Genomic DNA, 24,330 nt, shown 5'->3' on the forward strand with positions numbered 1-24,330 from the left:
CGCTGGTACGCATGCCATCGGTGACCCGAAAGCCGCAGGCCAAGCGCGAGGAACGGCGCGAGCAGATCGAAAGGCAGTTGCTTGATGCCACCGATCGGCTCATGGCCGACGGCACCAGCTTCACCGAACTCAGTGTCGACAAACTCGCCACCGAGGCAGGCATCTCGCGCGCGAGCTTCTACATCTACTTCGAGGACAAGGGACATCTGCTGCGGCGGCTGGCCACTCAGGTCTTCGCGGATCTGACCCGCGATGCGCAGCAGTGGTGGGGTGTCGCGGGCCGTCACGATCCCGCCGATGTGCACGCCGCGATGTCGGCCATCATCTCGAGCTATCGCCGCCACCAGCCCGTGCTCATCGCGCTCAACGAGATGTCGGGCTACGACCCGCTGGTCGGCGAGACCTACCGCGAGTTGCTCACCGGCATCTCGGCACAGCTGACCCGCGTGATCGAATCGGGCCAGGCTGACGGGTCGATCCGGGCGGGGCTACCGGCCGAGCCCACCGCGAGCGCGCTGACCTGGATGGTCGAACGCACCTGTCACGTCAATCTGCCGTCACAGCCCGCGTCCTACGATGCCGAACTCGCCAAGACACTCACCGAGATCGTCTGGGGTGCACTGTATCTGGAGTCCGCCCAGCTGTGATTTGTGTGCGTTTATCGGCGGTGAGCGCCGGTGGACGCACACAAATCACTCAGGTGGCGACCAGGTCGTCGGCGTGCACGGCCGGCCTGCGCATCTCGGCGGGCAGGTCCGGGGTCGAGCGGCCGATGATGCCTGCCAGCTCCGACGCCTCATACGCGACCACACCCCGCGCGACGGTCCGCCCGTCAAGCGCCCGCAGGTCGACGACATCGCCACCGTGGAATCGCCCTGACACCTCGGTGATTCCGGCAGGCAGCAGCGACCGGCGTTGCTTGACCACCGCGCGCACCGCACCGTCGTCGAGGGTCAGCACCCCCGCCGACTCGGCCGCATACCGCACCCAGAACCGCCGCGCCGACATACGTTCGGGACGCGGCGCGAACACCGTGCCCACCGACGCGTCGTCGAGCGCGGCCGCCGCGTCCGAGGCCGCCGCCAGCAGCACGGGCACCCCGGCGTCGGCCGCAAGAAGAGCCGACGACAGCTTCGACGCCATTCCGCCGGTGCCCAGGTGGCTGCCGCGGCCGGCCACCACACCGTCGAGATCACCCTGGGCGGCCACCTCGGGAATGAAGCGCGCGTTGCCTTTTCGGGGATCCGAATCGTAGAGCCCGTCGATGTCGGAGAGCAGGATCAGCGCATCCGCGCCGACCAGTTGGGCCACCAAAGCCGACAGCCGGTCATTGTCGCCGAATCGGATCTCGTTGGTGGCCACGGTGTCGTTCTCGTTGACGATCGCGACCGCGTGCAGTGCCCGCAACCGGTCCAGGGTGCGCTGGGCGTTGTTGTGCTGCACGCGCATCGAGATGTCGTGTGCGGTCAGCAACACCTGGCCCACGGTGCGGTTGTACGCCGCGAATGCGGTGCTCCAGGCGTTGACCAGGGCCACCTGGCCCACGCTCGCGGCGGCCTGCTTGGTGGCGAGATCGGTCGGCCGCTTGGACAGCCGCAGCGGTTCGATACCCGCGGCGATGGCGCCCGACGACACGATCACCACGTCCGAGCCGGCTTTCATCCGGCCTTCGATGGCTTCGACCAGGCTGGCCAACCGGCCTGCGTCGAACACCCCGGACGGCGTGGTCAGTGCGGTGGTGCCGATCTTGACGACGACGCTGCGCGCGGTGCGCACAGCGTCGCGGTGCACACTCACGATTCCTCACCGTCGTCGTGCTGACGGCGCCGTTCCTTTCGGGCGGCCTTGCGCTCGGCAGCGCCGACCCGGTCGCTCTGCTCCAGCCGCACGTCGGTGCCGCGGCCCGTCAACGGCACATCGACACCGGCCGGGGTCTGCGGTTCCCAGTCGAACGTCATGTCGCCGATCGTGACGGCGCAGCCGGGCTTGGCACCCAGCTTCAACAACTCGTCCTCGACCCCGAGGCGGGCCAGCCGGTCGCCCAGATAGCCGACGGCCTCGTCGTTGTTGAAATCGGTCTGCGCGATCCAGCGTTCCGGCCGAACGCCACGCACGATGAACCCGCCCTCGCCGTCGGACGACACGGTAAACCCGCTCTCGTCCACCGGGATCGGCCGGATCACGGGGCGCCGCGGCGCCACCTCGGGCTGCGCGTCGCGGTAGGCCTTGACCATGTCCCACAGCGCAAAGGTCAAGGGGCGCAGGCCTTCCCGGGCGACGGTCGAAACCTCGAAGACCGGCCAGCCGAACCGGCGGGCCACCTCGTCGCGGACGAAGTCGGCAAGTTCCCGCGCGTCGGGCACATCGATCTTGTTGAGCACCACCGCGCGCGGCCGCGACGCCAGGTCGCCCAGCGTCGAATCCCCCTGCAGCGTCGGCGTGTAGGAGGCCAATTCAGCCTCCAGCGCCTCGATGTCGGAGATCGGATCCCGGCCCGGCTCCATGGTCGCGCAGTCCACCACGTGCACCAGCACCGCGCACCGTTCCAGGTGACGCAGGAATTCCAGGCCAAGGCCACGCCCTTCAGACGCGCCAGGAATGAGCCCAGGGACATCGGCGACCGTGAACGTGTTGTCGCCCGCCGACACCACACCCAGGTTGGGCACCAGAGTGGTGAACGGGTAGTCGGCGATCTTGGGTTTGGCCGCCGAGATCGTGGACACCAGAGACGATTTCCCGGCCGACGGGAACCCGATCAGACCGACGTCGGCGACGGTCTTGAGTTCCAGGGTGAGATCGCGGGCCTGGCCCTTCTCCCCCAGCAGTGCGAAACCCGGTGCCTTGCGGGCCCGGGACGCCAACGCGGCGTTGCCGAGTCCGCCCCGACCGCCTGCGGCTGCTTCGAAACGGGTTCCCGCACCGACCAGGTCGGCCAGCATGCGGCCGTCCTCGTCGAGCACAACGGTGCCGTCGGGAACCCGGACCTCAAGGTCCGTGCCCGCGGCACCGTCACGGTTGCTGCCCGCGCCCTGTTTCCCGGAGGGGGCAACGACATTGGGATGAAAATGGAAGTCCAGCAGGGTGTGCACCTGCGGATCGACGACGAGCACGACGCTGCCGCCGCGACCACCGTTGCCGCCGTCAGGCCCGCCGAGTGGCTTGAACTTCTCGCGGTGCACTGAGGCGCAGCCATTGCCGCCGTTGCCGGCGCGCGCATGGATGACGACGCGGTCGACAAACCGGGGCATCGGACATCCTTTCCGTCGAATGTGAAGCTATCGCGAAGTTCTATCGAGAACTCGCAGCTGCTTCACATTCGCGGGCGGTGTCCTCGAAGTCTCAGGCCTCCGGGCGCGGAACGGGAACGATGTTCACCAGTTTGCGTCCGCGCTTGGTGCCGAACTCGACGGCGCCGGGAGCGGTGGCGAACAGCGTGTCGTCACCGCCACGGCCGACGTTGACGCCGGGGTGGAAGTGGGTTCCGCGCTGACGGACGATGATCTCGCCCGCCTTGACGACCTGGCCGCCGAAGCGCTTGACGCCGAGCCGCTGTGCGGCTGATTCGCGGCCGTTACGAGAGCTGGAAGCGCCCTTCTTGTGTGCCATATCCGAACGCCTCCTACTTGATTCCGGTGACCTTGAGCACGGTCAGCTGCTGACGGTGCCCCTGGCGCTTGTGGTAGCCGGTCTTGTTCTTGAACTTATGGATGCGGATCTTCGGACCCTTGGTGTGCTCGAGCACCTCGCCGGTCACGGCGACCTTCGCCAGGTCGTCGGCCTTGGTGGTGACGTTGGCGCCATCGACGACCAGAGCCACGGGCAGCGAAACCGACGCACCGGGCTCGGAGTCGAGCTTCTCAACCTTCACCACGTCGCCGACGGCAACCTTGTACTGCTTGCCGCCAGTCTTGACGATTGCGTATGTCGCCATCGTGTCCTCTGCTCTTGCTCTGCGGGCGCGCGCTACCGGTCGGTGCGTGCGCGGGTCTTGGGTGGCGGGGAGACCCCGCCGTCGCCGGCCTGCGTCTGCAAGCTCTGACGACAACTGGTCAAGGGTACGTGACCAGCTGGTAGAGGGTCAAACCGGCCCTACTCGTGGGTGGGTGGCCCGGCCGGTCGTGCAGCGGCCCGCCGCCGTGGCCGCCGTGCGGGCGCCACCGCGATCGGGGGCTGATAGCCGTCGTCATCGTCATCCGAGTCGTCGTCCTCATCGGAGTCATCGTCGGATTCGGTGATCACCTCGATGTCTTCATCGAGGTCGTCACCGTCATCGTCGTCGTCGAGGTCGATCTCGTCCTCGTCGGACTCGTCATCGGAATCCTCGTCCTCGTCGGACTCGTCCTCGTCGGATTCGTCGGTGTCCTCGAGATCCTCGTCGGTGTCCTCGGAGTCGGACTCGTCGTCGCGTTCGCCGGCGAAGGCGGTCGACTCCAGCTCGGTCTCGTCGACCTCGTCCGTGACGTCCCGCTCGTCGTGATCCTCGGCCTCGTGCGACTCGTCGGTGTCGTCCTCGTGGCGGCCGTTGGCCGCGGCCATCGCCTTGAACATCGGGTGTTCGCCCGGCGTGTGCGTGGGCACCTTGACGACCTGCACCTCGTCGGTGCGCGCGGCGCCCTTCTTCCCGCGCTTGCCGCGACGGCCTCCGCCGCCACCGCCGCCGCTGGATTCAGCTTTCCGCGCCCCGCCGGACGACGCCGAGTCGACCGGGTCACCGTGCAACACGATGCCGCGCCCACCGCAATGCGTGCACGCAGTCGAGAAGGCTTCGATCAGGCCCGTCCCCAAGCGCTTTCGGGTCAGCTGCACCAACCCCAGCGACGTCACCTCGGACACCTGGTGGCGCGTGCGGTCGCGGGCCAGGGCCTCGGTCAGCCGCCGCAGCACCAGATCGCGGTTGGACTCGAGCACCATGTCGATGAAGTCGATGACGACGATGCCGCCGATGTCCCGCAGCCGCAGCTGTCGCACGATCTCCTCGGCGGCTTCGAGGTTGTTGCGCGTGACGGTCTGCTCCAGGTTGCCGCCCGAGCCGGTGAACTTTCCGGTGTTGACGTCGACAACGGTCATGGCCTCGGTGCGGTCGATGACCAGCGTGCCGCCCGACGGCAGCCACACCTTGCGGTCCATCGCCTTGGCGAGCTGTTCGTCGATGCGGTGCACGGCGAACACGTCCGGTCCGTCACCGCCCGCGGGCTCGTACTTGGTGAGCCGGCCCATCAGGTCGGGGGCCACGGTGTTCACGTAGGAGTTGATGGTGTTCCAGGCCTCGTCGCCGGAGACGATGAGCCCTGAGAAGTCTTCGTTGAAGAGGTCGCGGATGACCTTGACCAGCACGTCGGGCTCTTCGTAGAGCGCGACGGCCGCCCCGGCCTTCTTCGCGGTGATCTCGGCGGCCTTGGCCTCGATCTCGGTCCAGCGCTGCTGCAGCCGCTCGACGTCCGAGCGGATGTCCTCTTCCTTGACGCCTTCCGACGCGGTGCGGATGATCACACCGGCATCGGCAGGCACAACCTCTTTGAGGATTTCCTTGAGCCGCTGGCGTTCGGTGTCGGGCAGCTTGCGGCTGATCCCGGTCGACGACGCACCCGGCACGTACACCAGGTAACGGCCGGCCAGGGACACCTGCGTGGTGAGACGCGCACCCTTGTGGCCGACGGGATCCTTGCTGACCTGCACTACGACGTAGTCGCCGGGCTTGAGGGCCTGTTCGATCTTGCGGTTGGCACCACCGAGACCCGCGGCCTCCCAGTTCACCTCACCGGCGTACAGCACACCGTTGCGGCCGCGACCGATGTCGACGAACGCGGCCTCCATCGAGGGCAGCACGTTCTGCACGATGCCGAGATAGATGTTGCCGACCAGGGATGCCGATGCGGCCGACGTCACGAAGTGCTCGACCACGACGCCGTCTTCGAGCACAGCGATCTGGGTGTAGCGGGCGCCCTCGTGCGGCGGCTCGGTGCGGACCTTGTCCCGCACGATCATCGTGCGTTCGACGGCTTCGCGGCGCGCCAGGAATTCCGCTTCGCTCAGGATCGGCGGCCGACGCCGGCCGGCATCGCGACCGTCCCGCCGGCGCTGCCGCTTGGCCTCCAACCGGGTCGATCCGCTGATGCCCTGGATCTCCGAATCGTCTCCTGCGGACTTGTCCGCACGGTCGGACCGCGGAGCGCGCTCGTGCACGACGGTGTTGGGCGGATCGTCCGGCGAACCGGCATCGTCGGCGTCACCCGCACCGGCCTTGCGACGGCGTCGGCGCCGGCGCCGGCGGGTGCCACCGTCGGTACCCGTGCTGTCCTCGTCACCGCTCTCGTCGGAGTCATCCGACTCGTCGGACTCCTGGTCGGACGCGTCGCCCTGTTCGTCGGAGTCGGTGTCGGAGTCACCGGCGGCGTCGTCGCTCTGCTCGCCGCGGCCCCGCCCGCGCCCGCGGCGCCCGCGCCGCCTGCGTCGCGCGGCCGGGCGATCGGCCTGCTCCTCGTCGGTGTCGGTGTCGGTGTCGGAGTCCGAATCGATGTCGGTGTCGTCGTCCTCGTCGTCGTCGTGGTCGACGGGTTCGAAACTCACGGGCTGCGGCGCGACGAACAGCGGCAGGTAATCGGCCCGCTCGATGTGCGCCTCGCGGGCGGCCGGGATGTTGGCGCTCTCGAGGATCAGCCGCGACTCGGGCTCGTCACCCACGAGCACCTTGCCCGTCGTCGCGGCGACCTCGGGCGCGGTTTCCTCGGCTGCGCCTTCCACTGCTTCCGGCTCGGCGGAAGGCTCGGCCGCCTCCGGTTCGGCAGCGGGGACTTCGGCGGCCGGGGCTTCGGCGATCTCGGTCGCCGGAGCCGGGACCGCCGCTTCGACCGGGGCCACCTCGACGGTCTCGGTGACGCTGACGGTGACGGATTCGGTCTGCGCGGGCGCGGCCTCGGCGGCCGACACTGCCAACGCCTCACGCACACGTTCGGCGTCGACCTTGTCGACTGTCGAATGGGCGCTGCGCTGACGTCCGTCGAACTCGGCGAGCGCGTCGAGCACCCGTCGGCTGGTGGTTCCCAGCACGCGAGCCAGCGAATGAACTCTCAGCCGCTCTGGGAGTCTTTCCTGCTCCGGAGTCTGGGTGGATAGGTCTTCGGTATGGGCATCTTCGGCCACGTATTCTCCTCAAGCCCCCGGGCGCGTCTTTACGACGCGGCCACGCGAGGGCTTCCGCTATTGGCCCGGGACACGTTCCCCGGACTTGTTGTGGTCTCGCTCCGAGCGGCTCGATACCGAACCCACCCGGTGCCTGGCTGAATGATGGCTGGACGGTCGGCGCCACACCGGATTGCGGTGGTCGCGCACGTCGAAGTCTTCATTCGGGTTTTCAGCCTCGGTTGAGGCCGGCAACCCGCGACCAGTATCCCACATCACTGACGCGGTACTGACCAGACGGCGCAAAGCGTCCGCACAGGCCCTTCACCACCGGGGCAAAGGGCCCGCGGAAAAGCTAGGAGGCCGTCGCCTGGGCCGGGAACCAGAGCGCGATCTCGCGGGCTGCCGATTCCGCCGAATCCGAACCGTGCACCAGGTTGTCCTGGGTGATCAGAGCGAAGTCCCCGCGGATCGTGCCGGGAACGGCCTTCTCCACCGGATCGGTGCCGCCGGCGATCTGACGGAACGCGGCCACGGCCCGCGGGCCTTCCACGATGGCCGCCACGACCGGTCCGGACGTGATGAATTCCAGCAGCGAGTCGAAGAAGGGCTTGCCGTCGTGCTCGGCGTAATGCTGCCGCGCGAGCTCGTCGCTGACGTTCTTCAGTTCCAGCGCCGCCAGGGTCAGACCCTTGCGCTCGATCCGGCTGATGATCTCTCCGACCAGGTGTCGCTGCACGCCGTCGGGCTTGATCAAAACAAGGGTCCGCTCAGTCACGGAGTGAGAGCGTACCGGTCGGTAATGGGGTGCGCCATCACGGTCCCCCCGGCTATTCGGGCGGGTTTTGCTGCCCGGGCAGCAGACCGCGGGCCTGGCGGCGCTTGACCTCGGCGCGCAGGTACAGGATCAGCAGCCAGACCACCGCGAAAATGACTCCGATGAAACCGATCCCGCCGTGGACGACGACACCGGCGATGACCACAAGTTGCAACCCGAGGTTCGCCCAGATCGCCCACGGCCTGCCCTGGACGCCTGCCATCAGGATCAGCACGACCGCGAGCCCGACCAGGTAGCCGCCGGACCACACCGTCAGACCGCTGCCGCCGACGGCCACCACGGGCAGTGCCAGCAGCACCACGATCGCTTCCAGGATCAGCGTCCCGGCCATCACCCCGCGGAAGCTCTTCCACGGATCGGGCGGTGCGCTCACTGGGGATCCTTCCCGAACAGGGTGCGTGCGGCGCCCGCGGTCACCACCGAGCCCGTGATCACGATGCCGACGCCAGAAAATCCCTCGGCGTCGGCCCCGGACTCCTCGACCATGGCCGTCGCGGTCTCGATGGCGTCGGGCAGGGTCGCGGCGGTGATCACCCGCTCCGGACCGAACCGCTCTTCGGCGTGCAACGCCAGCGCCTCTACCTCCATCGCACGCGGAGAACCGTTGTGGGTCACCACGATCTGATCCAGCACCGGCTCCAACGCGGTCAGGATGCCGTCGACGTCCTTGTCGGCCATCACCGACACCACGCCCACCAGGTACCGGAATTCGAATTCCTCGCGCAGCGTGTCCGCCAGCGCCGCGGCGCCGGCGGGATTGTGCGCGGCATCGATGAACACCGTCGGCGCACTGCGCATCCGCTCAAGCCGGCCCGGGCTGCGCACGGAAGCGAATCCGGCGCGGACCGCCTCGACATCGAGCTGCCGGTCGGCACCGGCCCCGAAGAACGCCTCGACCGCCGCCAGCGCCACCACTGCGTTGTGCGCCTGGTGCTCACCGTGCAGAGGCAGGAACATGTCCGAATAAACGCCGCCGAGGCCCTGCAGTTCGAGCACCTGCCCGCCGATCGCGACCTGGCGGCCCAGCACCGCGAATTCGGAATCCTCGCGGGCCACCGCGGCGTCCGCGCGCACGGTCTCGGCCAACAGCACTTCCATCGCCTCGGGAACCTGACGGGCGATGACGGCGACCGTGTCGGTCGGCACCAGGTCGTCTTCCTGCCTGGTGATGATGCCTGCCTTCTCCCCCGCTATCTCGGCGATGGTGTCACCGAGATAGTCGGTGTGGTCGATACCGATCGGCGTGATGACGGCCACCGGAGCGTTGACGACATTGGTGGCATCCCACCGGCCGCCCATGCCCACCTCGATGACGGCGACGTCGATCGGCGCGTCGGCGAACGCGGCGAACGCCATCGCCGTGAGCACCTCGAACTTGCTCATCTTCGGGCCGCCCGCCGCCTCGGACTGCTGGTCGACCAGTTCGACGAACGGCTCGATCTCCCGGTAGGTCTCGACGTACTGCGCCGGCGTGATGGGCTTTCCGTCGATCGAGATGCGCTCGACCGCGGACTGCAGGTGCGGGCTGGTGGTCCGCCCGGTGCGGCGGTGCAACGCGGTGAGCAACGCGTCGATGATCCGCGCCACCGACGTCTTGCCGTTGGTGCCTGCCACATGGATGGACGGATAGGCCCGCTGCGGGGAGCCAAGCAGTTCCAGCAGCGCCGCGATGCGGGTGGTGCTCGGCTCGAGTTTGGTCTCCGGCCACCGCTGATCCAGCAGGTGCTCGACCTGCAGCAGCGCCGCGATCTCGTCCGGCGTCGGGACCGGATCGGTCATCGGTGCCACCGGCTCTTCGCGCAAGCGCTCATCGGTGCACTCTCCTCTTCGCGCAAGCGCTCATCGGCGCCTCCGGCTCTTCGCGCAAGCGCTCATCGCAAACCCTCCAGGCGCGCGGTGATGCGTTCGACTTCCTCCCCGGCCAGCTGTTGCCTGCCGCGGATCTTGTCGACGACCTCTGCCGGTGCCTTCGCCAGGAACGCATCGTTGCCGAGTTTGGCCGTCGTGGTCGCCAATTCCTTCTGCGCAGCCGCGAGATCCTTCTCCAGCCTGCGCCGCTCGGCGGCCACGTCGACCGTGCCCGACGTGTCGACCTCGACGACCACGGTGGCCTGCGACAACCGCACCTCCACCGAAGCAGACGGGGTGAATCCGTCACCGGGCTCGGTCAGCCACGCCAGCGAGCTGACGGCGGGCAACTGCGCCTGCAGACCGGCCCCGGCGATGTCGGACAGCCGGGCCGGAACCTTCTGCCGGTCGGCCAGGCCCTGGTCGCTGCGGAACCGGCGCACCTCGGTGATCAGCTTCTGCATATCGGCAATCCGTTGCGCGGCAACAGGATCAGGCGCGAATCCGGATGCCTGCGGCCACGGTGCGATCACCACCGACTCACCGCCGGTGAGCGCCTTCCACAAAGCTTCGGTGACGAACGGCATGACGGGGTGCAGCAGCTTGAGCAGGGCATCGAGCACGAAGGCCAGCACCCCAGTCGTGTGAGCGGTGTGGACCTCTTGTCCCAGCTGCACCTTGGCCAGTTCGACGTACCAGTCGCAGAACTCGTCCCACGCGAAGTGGTACAGCGCCTCGCACGCGCGGCTGAACTCGTAGCTGTCGAACGCCGAATCCACTTCGGCGCGAACCGCTTCCAACCGGCCGAGTATCCAGCGGTCGGCGTCGGTGAGCTCCGCGGCGTCGGGCAGCGGCGCCGGGGCGGCGCCGTTCATGAGGGCGAAGCGCGTCGCGTTGAACAGCTTGGTGGCGAAGTTGCGCGACGCGCGCGCGTGGTCCTCACCGATCGAGAGGTCGCCGCCGGGGCTGGCGCCGCGGGCCAGCGTGAATCGCAACGCGTCGGCTCCGAACTTCTCGACCCACTCCAGGGGGTCGATGCCGTTGCCGCGCGACTTGCTCATCTTGCGGCCGAACTCGTCGCGGATCAGCCCGTGCAGGAAGACGTTCTCGAACGGCACCTGGGCGCCGCGCCTGCCCTCCGATGTGATGGCCGGATCGTCGGCGACGAACATGCCGAACATCATCATCCTGGCCACCCAGAAGAAGATGATGTCGTAGCCGGTGACCAGCACCGAGGTCGGATAGAACTTGGCCAGATCCGGGGTGTGGTCGGGCCAGCCCATGGTGGAGAACGGCCACAGCGCCGACGAGAACCACGTGTCGAGGACATCGGGATCCTGCTCCCAGCCTTCGGGCGGCGTCTCGTCGGGGCCGACGCACACGGTCTCGCCGTTCGGGCCGTGCCAGATCGGGATCCGGTGCCCCCACCACAGCTGCCGGGAGATGCACCAGTCGTGCATGTTGTCGACCCACGCGAACCACCGCGGCTCCAGGCTTGGCGGGTGAATCACGGTGTCACCGTTGCGAACTGCATCGCCGGCCGCCTTGGCCAGTGCCTCCACCTTGACCCACCACTGCAGGGACAGCCGCGGTTCGATGGGCTCGCCGCTGCGCTCGGAGTGCCCGACGCTGTGCAGGTAGGGCCGCTTCTCGGCGACGATCCGGCCCTGTTCGGCCAGCGCCTCACGCACCTTGACCCGCGCCTCGAACCGGTCCATGCCGTCGAATTGCGTTCCGGTGTCGGCGATTCGGCCCTTGGCATCCATGATCGACGGCATCGGCAACGCGTGACGCAATCCGATCTCGAAGTCGTTCGGATCGTGTGCAGGTGTGACTTTCACTGCGCCGGTACCGAATTCGGGGTCGACATGGGTGTCGGCGACGATGATCATCTCGCGGTCGGTGAACGGGTGCGGCAAGGTCTTGCCAACCAGGTGCCGGTACCGCTCGTCGTCGGGATGGACCGCGATGGCGGTGTCGCCGAGCATGGTCTCGACGCGAGTCGTGGCCACGATGATGTGCGGCTCGTCGTCGTTCATCGAGCCGTAGCGGAACGAGACCAGTTCGCCTTCGACATCCTCGTACTTGACCTCGAGGTCGCTGATCGCGGTTTCCAGCACGGGCGACCAGTTGACCAACCGCTCGGCCTGATAGATCAGGCCGGCATCGAAGAGGCGCTTGAAGATGGTGCGCACCGCGCGCGACAGTCCCTCGTCCATCGTGAAGCGGTCGCGGCTCCAGTCCACGCCGTCACCGAGGCGGCGCATCTGCCCGCCGATGGTGCCGCCGGACTCCCGCTTCCAGTCCCACACCTTGTCGACGAACAGCTCGCGGCCGAAGTCTTCCTTGGTCTTGCCGTCGACGGCCAGCTGCTTTTCCACCACGGTCTGGGTCGCGATACCCGCGTGGTCCATGCCGGGCAGCCACAGCACCTCGAATCCCTGCATGCGTTTGCGCCGGGTGAGCGCGTCCATGAGGGTGTGGTCCAGGGCGTGGCCCATGTGCAGGCTGCCGGTCACGTTCGGCGGGGGCAGCACGATCGAGTACGGCGGCTTGTCGCTCGCGGCGTCGGCGGTGAAGTATCCGGCATCCACCCAGCCCTGGTACAGCTCGGCTTCTACCGCACCCGGATCCCAGGACTTGGGGAGGGCATCGGCGCGGTTGTCAGGGCTGGGAGTCACCGCGCCATTCTAGGAAGGATGCACACGAATCGGCGAAAGCCCCCGTCACCAGGAGTGTTCACCCGGTGATCAGGGGCTCTCGGGACAGCGAACGGGGCTACTTCTTGCCGCCGAGCAGGCCACCGAGGATCTCGCCGATGGCGTTGCCCTGGCCGCCGCCGAGCACGCTGCCGAGGATGCTGCCCAGCGGGTTGTTGCCGCCGGAGGAGCCCTGCGACGCGCCACCCAGGATGCTGCCGAGGATGTCGCCGAGGCCACCACCGGAGGACTGCGCCTGCGCCTGTGCCGGCTCGGCGTTCTTCTGCGCGAACTGCTTGCCGATGTAGGCGAGCACGATCGGAGCCAGGATCGGCAACAGCTGCTTGACGAGGCCGCCGCCGGCGCCTCCGGTGCCCGCCAAAGCCGAGGCCACCGAATCGCTGTTGTTGCCACCGAAGATGTGCGCGACGAGCTGGTCGCCTTCCTTCTCGTCGACGTCGTTGACGTTGACGCCGCCGTCGAGCAGTCCGCTCGCGGCCTGCTGGGTGACCGCCGATTCGAGCTTGCTTGAGTCGATCTCGTTGGATTCGACGTTTTGCTGCAGACCGCCGACGAGCGCCGGGACCAGCGTCTTGATCGCGTTGTTCACCTCGCCTTCATCGGCGCCAAGCTTGTTCGCAATGTCCGCGACAGGGATCTGCGCGAAAAGTTCGTCGAGACCGGCCATTTTTCCCACCTTCGTTGCTGGCGAACTGTGTGCTCGCCGACGACACTAGTCGAATTTGATCTTGTCCCACAGGCGTTCCGCGCGCGCAGATCCGATCAGCCCAGCGCGTCGGTTTCCAGCGTTACCCCCGCCGCAGGCAGCCGCGCCAGCAGCGCCTCACCCATCGCGGCGGCAGGCGTGAGCACGCCGCGAAGCTCCGAAAGTTTGTCGCGATCCTGCGCCAGGGCCAACCCGCACTCCCCCAACAACACCGCGGTGGCCTTGTAGCCCGGGTCGCCCTGCTGCGCCATGGTCGCCACGTAGCGGGCGCCCGACGACGTCGTGGTGTAGGTCTCGACGCGGTAATGCCCCTTCTCGCGGGTCTGTTCGCTGGGGCCGGTGCCGGGCTTGGGCGCCAGCCGCTCGACGAGGGCGGACGGCAACCGGTCGAAGTACCGCCCGCCGAGGCCGAGCGTTACGGCGTTGGATCCGGTCACCAGGGCAGCGGCCACCGGTGCCACGACCGACCGACCAAGGCTCATCTGCTCGGCATACTCGAACCGGCGGCCGTAGGCGTAATCCAGTAAAGCGTTGCTGCGCCGCACGATTCGAGTGTTGGGACCGGCCATCGCAAACGCACCGGTCCAGTATCCGGCCAGTTCGGGAGCGATCTCCGCACCCCTGCGCCACCGCACGTCGGGCTGGCCACCGAGCTCGGGTTCGGCGGCGCGATCCGGGCTCAACGTGTAGGGATCGTTCATCAACCGGCGGGATTCGGGATCTTCCGATGCCGTGCGCAGCACCTCGAACATCGATGCGACCGTGCCGCCCGACACCCCGCCTGCGAAGGTACGGACCACCAGGTTGGTGTCGCCCAGGTCGCCCGCGCCGTCGGCGAGCGCGCGGCGGTACAACGCGTAGACGGTGAGATCGGATGGGACGGAATCGAATCCGCACGAGTGCACGATGCGCGCACCGGTGTCGGCCGCTTGCTTGTGGTGCAGGTCGATGCTGCTGCGGATGAACATCGTCTCACCGGTGAGGTCGGCATAATCGGTGCCCGCCGCGGCACACGCCGCCACCAGCGGCAGCCCGTATTTCGTGTAGGGCCCGACTGTCGTCACCACCACCTGGGTGCGAGCTGCCATGGCGTCGAGGGTCGACGGCGCCGACGCGTCGGCGACGATCAAAGGCCAGTCCTGCGCACCCGCGCCGAGGGTGTCGCGCACCGCGCGCAACCGGTCCTCGGAGCGGCCGGCCAGCGCGATGCAGGTGGTTCCCGCGGCGGTGGCCAGATACTCGGCGGTCAGTTTGCCTGCGAATCCCGTCGCGCCGTACAGCACCAGGTCGAATTCACGCTGCGTCACCGCTCCGACGCTACCCGAGCAGTTCGGGGAGCTGAACCTCCTCGCCGCGCAGATGCCGGCCGAGGAAGGCCGTCACCACCTGGTACCAGATCTTGGCGTGTTGCGGCGCCAGCACCCAGTGGTTCTCGGTCGGGTAGTAGAGGAACCGGTGCGGGCTCTCGCCGTTCTCGTCGGCCGGCAGACCGGATTCGGTGAGCAGTTCGTACCACAGCCGCAGGGCCTCCCCGATGGGCACGCGGTAGTCCCTGTCGCCGTGGATCACCAGCATCGGCGTGTTGATCCGGGCTACGTGCTGATGCGGCGAATTACGTTGTGTCATTTCGGGTGTCATCTCGCGTGCCCACCAGTACGCGCCATCGGTGGTCGGCCCGAACTGGTCGAGCGCCCACAGGCTCGCGTGCGTGACGATCGCGTCGAACCGGTCGGTCTGACCCGCGATCCAGTTGGCCATGTAGCCACCGAACGAACCGCCCATCGCGGCGGTCCTGGACTCGTCGATCCGCGGATGCTCGCACGCGGCGTCGACCGCGGACATGAGGTCGGTATAGGGCTCGGCGCCCCAGGCACCCCAACCGCGCTGGACGAACTGCTGGCCGTAGCCCGTCGACAGCCCCGGGTCCGGCATCAGCACCGCGTAGCCGTGCGCGGTCAGCAGCCACGGGTTCCACCGCCAGTGCCAGGTGTTCCAGCTCCCCAACGGCCCCCCGTGGATCCAGAGCACCAGTTCGGCCGGCTCGTCCCCGGCCGGCAGCGTGAGCCAGGATCTGATCGGGGTGCCGTCGGCCGCGGTGGCGGTCAGCTCGGTGAGGGTTCCGGGGAGTTCGGGCAGATCCACGCACCGCAGTTCGGTCACGGTGCCGTCCGGGTCGAGCCGGACGGGATGCGGCGGCACGGCGTAGGAACTGCGCAGCGCGTAGATGATTCCGCCGGGGGCCGGGCACACATCGGTGTAGGCGTAGTCGTCGTCGGTGAGCTTGGCGACGGCGCCGCTGCGCGGATCGACCGTGAAGATCGGGCGGCGCCCGGCCTCGTCGGCGGTGACGATCAGCGCCGACGAGTCCGCGGCCCATGCCACCGACGCGGGCCAACGATCCCAGGCCGCGGTGAGTTCGACGGGTTCTTCCCCGAAGCGCATGCAGCACAAGGTGATCCGCGGCGCGGTCGTGGGCGTCGAATGGGTCTCCCTGGTGAATGCCACCGCACTGCCGTCGGGCGCGATGGCGGGGTGCTCGAGTTCGGCGCCGGGTTCCTCGGCGATGGTCGTGCGGGTTCCGGTGCCGCGGTCGATCCGGACCAGGATGGAGCGATTGGCCGCACCCGGCCCGGGGACGTGCCACGACGTGACGACGAAGTCACCGTCGGCGCCGACGTCGAAAGCCGTCTCGCGCAACGCCGCACCGGGATGCGTGGTGAGGTCGGTCGGCCCGTCGACGTCGATGAGGTGAGGCTGGTCGGGACCGAGGTCGTGATCCCAGAACCGGACCGGATAACCGGTGTGCAGCACCGCCGACACCGCGTTGTCCTTGCGCCGGCCCCGCAGCGCCTTGTCGTCGGAGATGCTCTCGGCCGACGCCAGTAGCGCCGCGCTGACCACCGTGACGTCGGCGTCCCGCGCGCTCACCGCGCCGCTGACTCCGCCCGGCATGGCCAACTCCACCACGGCCTCACCGCCTGCAGCGGGCAACCGCCACAGCGCTGTGGGCGGCTTGTCCTCGGTGTCTCCCTGCGCCGGACGCGCGGAGAGAAACAGCAGGTCGCCGCCGCTGGTGAACGCCGGCGCGGACTCGCCTTTGGCGCCGTGGGTCAGCCGTCGCGCGGGCTGTTCGCCGCGGGTATCCAATTCCCAGATCGCCGTGACGAATTCAGTGCGTTTGTCGTTGAGCACGCTGACCGTGGTGACCAGTCGCGAACCGTCCGGCGACACCGCCAGCCCCGATACCCGGGGCAGCGCAAGGTATTCGTCGAGATCGTGGAACGGCGTCATGATCACCCACGGTAGCGGCGCCGGGTCAGACCACCTGGGTGACCTGGCCGGTGGTGTCCGCGCGAACCTGCTTGCTGCTCCGGTCGCTGTCGACGTTGATGAACATGATCACGTTCTCGTCGAACGGCAGGTTGCGTTTGATGCTCACGGTCTGCACGGTGCCGTCCTTGACCTCACTCGCCGGGACTGCGGCCTCGATCGCCGTGGCGATGGCGCTCGTCGGGACGTCGGTGATCGCGAACAGATTCTGCTGCAGCGCTTCGGTGTCGTCGTCGTAGTCGACTGGGCGCGACGGCCCGACGGTGCCCGCGGTGTAGCTCCATTGGTTCAGCTCGGTCGGAGCGTTGGGGTCGACGGCCTGGACGGTGAGGGCCGACGGACTGATGGTCATCTCCACCACCTGCATCGGATTCGCGCCGACCTTCTCGGATATCGCCGCGAGGGCATTGTCCATACCTTCCGCGGTGAGCAGGTTCCCCGAAACCGCTTCGGTGATCTTCTCCGTGCCTGAGGACACCACCTTTTCCGCGGCATCCGAGGCGACATCCCTGAGCTCGGTGACCTTCGAGCAGCCGCTCAGTGCAGAAGCTGCGATCGCCGCAGCGGTGAGCGTGATGCCGAAGCGGGTGAATCTCATCAGTTCTCTCATTCTGTTCTGTTGTCGGGTCGGCAACAGCGTGCCGCCGCGAGCACGCTACCGATCCCAACTCCGGTAGTGGGAACCACCTTTGGTTACTGTCGACGGATGGCAGCGCCGATGCTCGTGGTGGGGGCCGGGATCACGGGCCTCGCGACGGCCGTCGCCCTCCAGCGGCGCGGATTCGAGGTGAGCGTCGTCGAGGCGCGTGCCGACGTCTCGTCCGGCACCGGAATCAGCATCTGGCCCAACGCTCTTGCGGCGCTCGACGAGATCGGGTTGGGCGACGCGGTGCGCGCCGCGGGCGGCCGCGTCACGGCGGGGGCAGTGCGCTGGCACGACGGCACGTGGCTGCGGCGCCCGGCGGCGGACCGCATGGTCCGCGCCCTGGGTGAGCCGCTCGTGGTGATCCGCCGAGCCGCCCTCACCGGCATCCTGACGGCGGCCCTGCATCCGGGCACGGTCGAGTACGGGGTTGCCGTGCAGACAATCGACGCCGACGGCACCCGGGTGGAGTTGACCGACGGCTCCGTCCGGACCGCTGCGGCGGTGATCGGCGCGGACGGCGTCGATTCGGTGGTGGCCCGCCATCTCAACGGGCCGTTGCCCCGCCGCTACGCGGGCTATACCGCGTGGCGCGGTGTCGCCGAACACGTCATCGCCCCGGAGTTGGCGGGCGAGACCATGGGCGCGGGCATCGAAGTCGGTCATGTCCCCCTCGGACTCGACCACACGTATTGGTTCGCGACGCAACGCGCACCGCAGGGCCAGGTCGCCGTGCGCGGCGAGCTGGCGCACCTGCGGCAGCTGTTCGGCGCGTGGGCGGAGCCCATCCCGACACTGCTCGCCACCACGGAGCCCGACGAGCTGTTGCGCAACGATCTCTACGATCGGGTGCCGGCCCGGCATTGGGCGCGTGGACGCGTGGTGGTCGCCGGGGACGCCGCTCACCCGATGCGCCCGCATCTGGGGCAGGGCGGGTGTCAGGGCCTCGAGGATGCGGCCGTCCTCGCCGCGTTGGTCGGCCGGGAGAGGGATGTGGCCGCGGCGTTCGAGCGGTTCGAGTCACGACGGCGCCGCCGGGTTTCGGCGATCGTGCGCGAATCACGGATGATCGGCCGCATCGTGAACCTGCGTCCCGCAGTTCTCAGCGCCGTGGCGGCACGCGCCACCGTGCTGGTTCCCGAGCCGGTGCTCACCCGGCATCTGGCATCCATCGCCGCGTATTCGGCGTTCCAGCCGGTGCGGTGACGCTCAGCGAGGGGTTCCGAGAGCGGTCAGCGGGCCGAGCAGCGACGAGCACAGCTGGCGCAGGTCGACGATGCCGAGCACACTGCCGGGCCTGACCGCGCCGCATCCCGTGGGGGCGGTCGCGGCGGGAGCACCCCATCCGGCCGGGGCGCCGCCCTGCGCGCCGCACTTCGGCCACGCTCCGATGCCCTGCGTGGCCAAGACGTTCTCGGCGACCCGGATCTGTTCTTCGCGCGTAGCGGTGGCCGGCGACCCGACACCGCCGTGCGCGGCCCACGTGGTCGGCTTGAACTGCAATCCGCCGTAGTGGCCGTTGCCGGTGTTCGTCGACCAGTTGCCGCCGGACTCGCATTGAGCGATGGCGTCCCAGTTGACCGTGTCGGCGTTCGCGGTCGCCATGGCGGAACCGGACAGCGTCATCGGGGCCAGTGCGAGCGCGCCGCTCACTGCGGTGAGCCAGAAACCCCTGGTTACAGCCCTACGAATGGTCATCTCGCGGTCCTTCCCCGACCTTCGACACCAGGACCGACACCAGCGAGATCACGTTTCTGCATCAGCGCGGTCACTGTTTACGTCGTGTGACCAACCTCACCTGTTACAGGGGTGGCGAAAGTTTTTTTCGAGGCTTGAGCAACGCTTGATCCTCATGAGTCCGGTCGGGCCCATGGGGCGAGGCAGCAAGGAGTGGAACAAGAGAAAGCAAACGGCACCGGGGCGAACCCGGTGCCGTTGCGAGCCAGAATCCTGGCGGAAATATCGATCGGCTAGCCGCGCTTACCGCACACCGGCCACGCGCCGATGCCCTGCGAGCGCAGCACGTTCTCGGCGACGCGGATCTGCTCCGAGCGCGACGCATTGTGGGGCGAACCGGACCCACCGTTGGCACGCCAGGTGCTCATGGTGAACTGCAGGCCGCCGTAGTACCCGTTACCGGTGTTGATCGCCCAGTTGCCGCCCGATTCGCAGGCCGCAACGGCGTCCCAGTTAACGCTGTCCGCATTGGCGGTGCCGGCGCCCAGCGCGATCGGAGCAACAGCGAGCGCTCCGGCGATGATGCCCAGCCCAAACGTCTTGCGGATGTTCTTCACTTCATTCCTTTCGCCAAGCGCGCGCCATCGGCACCCGCTCACGCGGGCGCGACTGCCGGAATCCGGGCAGGAGGAGTTGGTTCGTGCCGTCTCGGTCAGGCACGAAAGGGGTGGCCAGAACGCCCTGCCGGGACCGCGTCCCGGCTCCCGCTTGGGCGCTGTCGCCGCCGCGGCCCCACTCACACGCAGGTTCGTGGTTTTGAAATTATTTGCTCCGTTTCGGAGACGTCAGGGACGGTACAAAGGTCTCGAACAGAAGTCATATCGATCTACAAGCGATAGCGGAAAGATCACGAGCAGATAACGAGACGATGAGAGAATCGTTTATGCAGGTCAACTCTTACTTTTGCGGATCGGGCGATTGACCAGCGCCGCGTACCAAACGTGAGGTATATCACCGGCATTTTGTGAGCTGGGCCACCAGAATTCGCCGAACCGTCCGCCGAGTTGGCGCCCACCTCGACCCAAAAGCGCTGGTAGATGCCATCAGCGAGTGTTATCGTGCGCCGACCAGGTCAACAGTTCGCTGCAGCACAACAGCCACGACGCCTCGCAGTAGAACCCAATTCTGCTGCCCGACAGAGTATTACGACTCGACGACGGGAAGCGCGAGGTGCGGCGTCACGGTTGCCCATCCGCTGCCGTTGGCAGGTATAGCATTGTGTATCAACAGTTTTCACGAGCACACAACAGTCGCGCAACGCCCGCGACAGTGCCGGCCCGCGACCCGACCGCCACACGGCGACGGCCACCTCGCCAAAATGCGACCGTGATCACCGGTTCTTCGGTGCTTTTTCCTTGGTTTCTCGTGGCGGAAATGCCCACGATTCCAGCGCAATCACCCAGTTTCAACGTGAAAACCGCTTGATGCCAACGGTTTTCGATTCCCACCCGCGGAGGTGCGGGATGCGCCCAGGCGGATTCGCGAATGGCGGGGCGGAATTCTGACAGAGAGTTAGATGAACGAAGTATTGCTGATTAATATCGGAACGATAAATTCACTCTGAGAACGTGTCGAATTCGCAATTTGCTGGGCGGTGCACAGCCGTTCGGGCGAGGCTCAGCTGAGGTCTGCTGCGGTGTTGACGTTGGTCAACGAACGCTGGTCGGCGGGCAGCACGATGCGTTGAGTGTCGACAGTCTCGGCCAGCGCGCGCATGCTGCGCTCCCCGGCGGCCACGAGGGACGCGATCTGCTCGGTCAGCGCGCTGCGATAGATACCGGCCAGGTAGTGGTCGCGACCGTCCCAGGGCAACACGATGTCTGCCCCCAGTCGCACCGCTGGGCCGGCCAGTTCGTCGATGAGGTCGGCCGACAGGTACGGCATGTCGACCGCGCAGACGAACGCGAGCTCACGCCCGGCTGCCCCGGCCGCACGCAAGCCGCGCCCGGTCGCGACGAGCGGGCCGACACCGCGCACGTCGTCACGCAGGATCTGCGCATCGACATGCGGCAGCGGCTGGCCGGGAGCGGCGATGACGAAGACCGGATCGCACCGGACCCGCACGGCCGCGACCACCCGCTCAAGAAGCGTCGAACCTTCGAAGGGCAACGTGGCCTTGTCCCGTCCCATGCGCCGGGATGCCCCGCCTGCCAACACCACTGCAGCCAACGGGATGGGGTGCGTCACCCCTACAGAACTTAGTCCACAGTCCAGGTGTCTTTGCCGCGAAGCAGCGATTGCAGTGCGGTCGTGTCGTACGGTTTGGCCGCACGTGCGTCGGCCACCTGCTGGCGGGCGGCGTCGTCGTAGGTGGGCTTGTTCACCTTGCGGAAGATGCCCATGACCATGTGGTCGAGGTTCTGCTCGCTCAACCGCGACAGCGCGAACGCGTAGGCGGGATCCTCGACCTCGGCGTTGTGCACCACGATCTCGTCGGCCGCGACGTCGGCGGTCTTGGCGACCTCCAACCCGTAGCCGGACTTGACCACGCAGTACTCGCCGTCGGCGCCGAAGACGATCGGCTCACCGTGGCTGAGGTTGATCAGGCGCTCCTCGGCGCCTTCCTTGCGCAGCGCATCGAACGACCCGTCGTTGAAGATCGGGCAGTCCTGCATGATCTCGACCAGGGCAGCGCCGCGGTGTTCGGCGGCGCCGCGCAGTACCTCGGTCAGGCCCTTGCGGTCGGAGTCCAGCGCCCGGCCGACGAACGTGGCCTCGGCGCCCAGCGCCAGCGACACGGGATTGAACGGGTAGTCCAGCGAACCCATAGGGGTCGACTTGGTGATCTTGCCGGTCTCGGAAGTCGGCGAATACTGCCCCTTGGTCAGGCCGTAGATCCGGTTGTTGAACAGCAGGATCGTGATGTTGATGTTGCGGCGCAGCGCATGGATCAGGTGATTGCCACCGATGGACAGCGAGTCACCGTCACCGGTGACCACCCACACCGACAGATCCGGGCGGGCCAGGGCCAGGCCCGTCGCGATGGTGGGGGCGCGCCCGTGAATCGAGTGGAAACCGTAGGTCTCCAGGTAGTACGGGAACCGGCTCGAGCAGCCGATGCCGCTGATGAACGCAATGTTCTCGCGGCGCAGGCCGAGCTCCGGCAAGAAGTTGCGAATGGTGTTGAGGATGACGTAGTCACCGCACCCGGGGCACCACCGGACCTCCTGGTCACTGGTGAAGTCCTTGCCCTTCTGCGGGGTGTCGGTCGTGGGCACCAGCGCGGTCTTGGTCAACGGGGCTTCGCTGAGCCCCAGATCCGTGCCAATCAGGTCAGTCATGCGTTCGCTCCCACAGCGTTCGACTCGGTAGGTTCCTCGATGGTGGCCGCCGCCAACCGCGCGAACTTGGCCTTGTCCGCTTCCTTCTCACCGAGCGTGCCGTCCAGCGCCGCGTCGATGATGCCCTCGACCTCATCAGCCAGGAACGCCATGCCCTCGACCTTGGTCACCGACTGCACGTCGACGAGGTAACGGCCGCGCAGCAGCAAGGCCAGCTGGCCGAGGTTCATCTCCGGCACTACGACCTTGGGGTAGCGCCGCAGCACCTCACCGAGGTTGGCCGGGAACGGGTTGAGGTGACGCAGGTGGGCCTGGGCCACCTTGATGCCCTTGCGCCGGGCACGCCGGCAGGCCTCGCCGATGGGGCCGTACGAGCTGCCCCACCCGAGCATCAACAGTTCGGCGTCGCCGCTGGGATCGTCGACCTCCAGATCGGGCACCGTGATACCGGCGATCTTCTCCTGGCGCAGCCGGACCATGAGGTCGTGGTTCTTGGGCTCGTACGAGATATTGCCCGAACCGTTGGCCGCCTCGAGGCCGCCGATGCGGTGTTCCAGACCCGGTGTGCCCGGCACGGCGAACTGGCGGGCCAGGGTCTCCGGATCGCGCGCATACGGCTGGAACGGCTCGCCCGACTTCGCAAACGTGTGCTCGATCGGCGCATACGTGCTGACATCCGGGATCCGCCACGGTTCGGAGCCGTTGGCCACCGCGCCGTCGGACAGGATGATCACCGGCGTGTGGTAGTCGACCGCGATCCGGGCGGCCTCCACGGCGATGTCGAAGCAATCCGACGGTGACCGCGGCGCCAGCACGGCGACCGGTGACTCACCGTTGCGGCCGAACAGCGCCTGCAGCAGGTCGGCCTGCTCGGTCTTGGTGGGCAGGCCGGTCGACGGGCCGCCGCGCTGCACGTCGATGACGATCAGCGGAAGCTCGGTCATCACCGCGAGACCGATGGCCTCCGACTTCAGCGAGACGCCGGGGCCCGACGTGCTGGTGACGCCCAGCGCGCCACCGTACGACGCGCCGATGGCGGCTCCGATGCCGGCGATCTCGTCCTCGGCCTGGAACGTGAGGATGTTGAAGTTCTTGTGCTTCGAAAGCTCGTGCAGGATGTCGGACGCCGGGGTGATCGGGTAGGTGCCCAGCACCACCTGAACACCCGCGAGCTGACCGGCCGTCACGATGCCGTACGCGAGCGCCGTGTTGCCCGAGATCTGCCGGTACTCACCGGACGTGAGCTTGGCGGGCGACACCTCATAGGTGGTCGCGAATGCCTCGGTGGTCTCGCCGTAGTTCCAGCCGGCCTTGAGCGCCAGCACGTTGGCCTCGGCGACATCGGGCTTGCGGGAGAACTTCTCCCGGATGAACGCCTCGCTGTGTTCCAGCTCGCGTCCGTACATCCAGGACAGCAGGCCGAGCGCGAACATGTTCTTGGCGCGCTGACCGTCCTTCTTGGTCGCGCCGATCTCCTCGACCGCGCCGAGCGTGAGGGTGGTCATCGCGACCGACTGCACGACGTAGTCGGACAGCTCGTCGGTCTCCAGCGGGTTGGCGTCGTATCCGACCTTCGCGAGGTTGCGCTTGGTGAACTCGTCGGAGTTGGCGATGATCAACCCGCCGCGCGGCAGATCCGACACGTTGGCCTTGAGGGCCGCGGGGTTCATCGCGACGAGAACGTCGGGGCGGTCACCGGCGGTGAGGATGTCGTAGTCCGCGATCTGGATCTGGAACGACGACACCCCGGGCAGCGTGCCCTGTGGAGCCCGGATCTCGGCGGGGTAGTTCGGCTGCGTGGCCAGGTCATTACCGAACAGCGCGGCCTCGGAGGTGAACCGGTCACCGGTCAGCTGCATACCGTCGCCGGAGTCGCCGGCGAAGCGGATGACAACCTTCTCCAGCTTCTGCCGCGGCGCGGCACCATTGCCGTTGCCGTTCTCACCCACGGCTACCGCCTTTCACGCGCATTTCGACCACGTCTTTCCGATCCGTCACCGGGCCCGTCATAGGGAACACTGCCGGGGAGGGCCATCGGTTCAAGCGTGGGTCAAAATTTTGATGTCACTAGCAGTACCGATTATTGCACTGTTCTTAGGCTGGGCTTT

General features: G+C 67.6%; 20 protein-coding genes. 2 read left to right on the plus strand and 18 right to left on the minus strand.

Annotation, left to right across the window (positions count from 1 at the left end; genetic code table 11):
- The first annotated feature begins 11 nt into the window (after positions 1-11).
- Positions 12-647, plus strand: coding sequence for a TetR/AcrR family transcriptional regulator (locus G6N67_RS37905; protein WP_036442636.1), 636 nt, complete (start codon positions 12-14; stop codon positions 645-647).
- A gap of 49 nt (positions 648-696) precedes the next feature.
- Here G6N67_RS37905 and proB read toward each other — a convergent pair whose 3' ends face one another.
- The 13 genes from proB to G6N67_RS37970 all read right to left on the minus strand — a co-directional run bounded on the left by proB (position 697) and on the right by G6N67_RS37970 (position 17,159).
- Entirely contained in the window at positions 697-1,797 is a 1,101-nt protein-coding gene (gene proB, locus G6N67_RS37910) for a glutamate 5-kinase (protein WP_036442634.1), read from the minus strand.
- Positions 1,794-3,248 carry a GTPase ObgE gene (gene obgE, locus G6N67_RS37915; protein ID WP_036442632.1) on the minus strand — a complete coding sequence of 485 codons (1,455 nt, stop codon included), beginning with the start codon at positions 3,246-3,248 and terminating at the stop codon, positions 1,794-1,796. The genes proB and obgE overlap by 4 nt, the downstream gene beginning before the upstream one ends.
- A gap of 91 nt (positions 3,249-3,339) precedes the next feature.
- Positions 3,340-3,606 (minus strand): 50S ribosomal protein L27, encoded by a 267-nt coding sequence (gene rpmA, locus G6N67_RS37920; protein WP_036442630.1) that lies wholly within the window; start codon positions 3,604-3,606, stop codon positions 3,340-3,342.
- 13 nt (positions 3,607-3,619) lie between these two features.
- Positions 3,620-3,931, minus strand: coding sequence for a 50S ribosomal protein L21 (rplU, locus tag G6N67_RS37925; RefSeq protein ID WP_036442628.1), 312 nt, complete (start codon positions 3,929-3,931; stop codon positions 3,620-3,622).
- Positions 3,932-4,089: 158 nt separating this feature from the next.
- Entirely contained in the window at positions 4,090-7,140 is a 3,051-nt protein-coding gene (locus tag G6N67_RS37930; protein WP_036442626.1) for a ribonuclease E, read from the minus strand.
- A gap of 334 nt (positions 7,141-7,474) precedes the next feature.
- Positions 7,475-7,897, minus strand: a complete 423-nt coding sequence (ndk, locus tag G6N67_RS37935) for a nucleoside-diphosphate kinase (protein ID WP_036442624.1) — start codon at positions 7,895-7,897, stop codon at positions 7,475-7,477.
- A gap of 52 nt (positions 7,898-7,949) precedes the next feature.
- A complete protein-coding gene (locus tag G6N67_RS37940; RefSeq protein ID WP_081812891.1) occupies positions 7,950-8,288 on the minus strand; it encodes a DUF4233 domain-containing protein in 339 nt (112 codons plus the stop codon).
- Positions 8,289-8,326: 38 nt separating this feature from the next.
- Positions 8,327-9,736 carry a bifunctional tetrahydrofolate synthase/dihydrofolate synthase gene (gene folC, locus G6N67_RS37945; protein WP_036442620.1) on the minus strand — a complete coding sequence of 470 codons (1,410 nt, stop codon included), beginning with the start codon at positions 9,734-9,736 and terminating at the stop codon, positions 8,327-8,329.
- 92 nt (positions 9,737-9,828) lie between these two features.
- On the minus strand, positions 9,829-12,486 hold the full coding sequence (locus G6N67_RS37950; RefSeq protein WP_036442618.1) for a valine--tRNA ligase: 2,658 nt from the start codon (positions 12,484-12,486) through the stop codon (positions 9,829-9,831).
- A gap of 97 nt (positions 12,487-12,583) precedes the next feature.
- Positions 12,584-13,192: a DUF937 domain-containing protein gene (locus G6N67_RS37955; protein WP_036442616.1), complete on the minus strand. Its 609-nt coding sequence runs from the start codon at positions 13,190-13,192 to the stop codon at positions 12,584-12,586.
- A gap of 95 nt (positions 13,193-13,287) precedes the next feature.
- Positions 13,288-14,538, minus strand: coding sequence for a saccharopine dehydrogenase family protein (locus G6N67_RS37960; protein ID WP_036442614.1), 1,251 nt, complete (start codon positions 14,536-14,538; stop codon positions 13,288-13,290).
- Between the two features lie 10 nt (positions 14,539-14,548).
- Positions 14,549-16,522 carry a S9 family peptidase gene (locus tag G6N67_RS37965; protein ID WP_036443339.1) on the minus strand — a complete coding sequence of 658 codons (1,974 nt, stop codon included), beginning with the start codon at positions 16,520-16,522 and terminating at the stop codon, positions 14,549-14,551.
- A 25-nt stretch (positions 16,523-16,547) separates the two neighbouring features.
- Positions 16,548-17,159 (minus strand): hypothetical protein, encoded by a 612-nt coding sequence (locus G6N67_RS37970; protein WP_036442612.1) that lies wholly within the window; start codon positions 17,157-17,159, stop codon positions 16,548-16,550.
- A gap of 108 nt (positions 17,160-17,267) precedes the next feature.
- On the opposite strand from G6N67_RS37970, the gene G6N67_RS37975 reads away from it, so the two are divergent.
- On the plus strand, positions 17,268-18,410 hold the full coding sequence (locus G6N67_RS37975) for an FAD-dependent oxidoreductase (protein ID WP_036442610.1): 1,143 nt from the start codon (positions 17,268-17,270) through the stop codon (positions 18,408-18,410).
- A gap of 3 nt (positions 18,411-18,413) precedes the next feature.
- Here the strand turns inward: G6N67_RS37975 and G6N67_RS37980 are convergent, their stop codons facing one another.
- The 5 genes from G6N67_RS37980 to G6N67_RS38000 all read right to left on the minus strand — a co-directional run bounded on the left by G6N67_RS37980 (position 18,414) and on the right by G6N67_RS38000 (position 24,171).
- Positions 18,414-18,902 carry a transglycosylase family protein gene (locus G6N67_RS37980; protein WP_036442608.1) on the minus strand — a complete coding sequence of 163 codons (489 nt, stop codon included), beginning with the start codon at positions 18,900-18,902 and terminating at the stop codon, positions 18,414-18,416.
- 272 nt (positions 18,903-19,174) lie between these two features.
- On the minus strand, positions 19,175-19,498 hold the full coding sequence (locus tag G6N67_RS37985; RefSeq protein ID WP_036442606.1) for a transglycosylase family protein: 324 nt from the start codon (positions 19,496-19,498) through the stop codon (positions 19,175-19,177).
- Positions 19,499-20,558: 1,060 nt separating this feature from the next.
- Positions 20,559-21,128, minus strand: a complete 570-nt coding sequence (gene mobA, locus G6N67_RS37990) for a molybdenum cofactor guanylyltransferase (RefSeq protein ID WP_073906678.1) — start codon at positions 21,126-21,128, stop codon at positions 20,559-20,561.
- A gap of 11 nt (positions 21,129-21,139) precedes the next feature.
- Positions 21,140-22,222 carry a 2-oxoacid:ferredoxin oxidoreductase subunit beta gene (locus G6N67_RS37995; RefSeq protein WP_036442603.1) on the minus strand — a complete coding sequence of 361 codons (1,083 nt, stop codon included), beginning with the start codon at positions 22,220-22,222 and terminating at the stop codon, positions 21,140-21,142.
- Complete coding sequence (locus G6N67_RS38000; protein ID WP_036442601.1) at positions 22,219-24,171, minus strand: 2-oxoacid:acceptor oxidoreductase subunit alpha; 1,953 nt, start codon at positions 24,169-24,171, stop codon at positions 22,219-22,221. The genes G6N67_RS37995 and G6N67_RS38000 overlap by 4 nt, the downstream gene beginning before the upstream one ends.
- Positions 24,172-24,330 lie beyond the last annotated feature (159 nt).

Source organism: Mycolicibacterium mageritense (assembly GCF_010727475.1).
Classification (GTDB): Bacteria; Actinomycetota; Actinomycetes; order Mycobacteriales; family Mycobacteriaceae; genus Mycobacterium; species Mycobacterium mageritense.

Bases quoted from the DNA above. Each gene is read 5' to 3' on its own strand.
- G6N67_RS37905 (WP_036442636.1), top strand. From the start codon at position 12: ATGCCATCGGTGACCCGAAAGCCGCAGGCCAAGCGCGAGGAACGGCGC.
- obgE (WP_036442632.1), bottom strand. From the start codon at position 3,248: ATGCCCCGGTTTGTCGACCGCGTCGTCATCCATGCGCGCGCCGGCAAC.
- rpmA (WP_036442630.1), bottom strand. From the start codon at position 3,606: ATGGCACACAAGAAGGGCGCTTCCAGCTCTCGTAACGGCCGCGAATCA.
- rplU (WP_036442628.1), bottom strand. From the start codon at position 3,931: ATGGCGACATACGCAATCGTCAAGACTGGCGGCAAGCAGTACAAGGTT.
- G6N67_RS37940 (WP_081812891.1), bottom strand. From the start codon at position 8,288: ATGGCCGGGACGCTGATCCTGGAAGCGATCGTGGTGCTGCTGGCACTG.
- folC (WP_036442620.1), bottom strand. From the start codon at position 9,736: ATGACCGATCCGGTCCCGACGCCGGACGAGATCGCGGCGCTGCTGCAG.
- G6N67_RS37955 (WP_036442616.1), bottom strand. From the start codon at position 13,192: ATGGCCGGTCTCGACGAACTTTTCGCGCAGATCCCTGTCGCGGACATT.
- G6N67_RS37965 (WP_036443339.1), bottom strand. From the start codon at position 16,522: ATGACGCCGTTCCACGATCTCGACGAATACCTTGCGCTGCCCCGGGTA.
- G6N67_RS37970 (WP_036442612.1), bottom strand. From the start codon at position 17,159: ATGAGATTCACCCGCTTCGGCATCACGCTCACCGCTGCGGCGATCGCA.
- G6N67_RS37975 (WP_036442610.1), top strand. From the start codon at position 17,268: ATGGCAGCGCCGATGCTCGTGGTGGGGGCCGGGATCACGGGCCTCGCG.
- G6N67_RS37980 (WP_036442608.1), bottom strand. From the start codon at position 18,902: ATGACCATTCGTAGGGCTGTAACCAGGGGTTTCTGGCTCACCGCAGTG.
- G6N67_RS37995 (WP_036442603.1), bottom strand. From the start codon at position 22,222: ATGACTGACCTGATTGGCACGGATCTGGGGCTCAGCGAAGCCCCGTTG.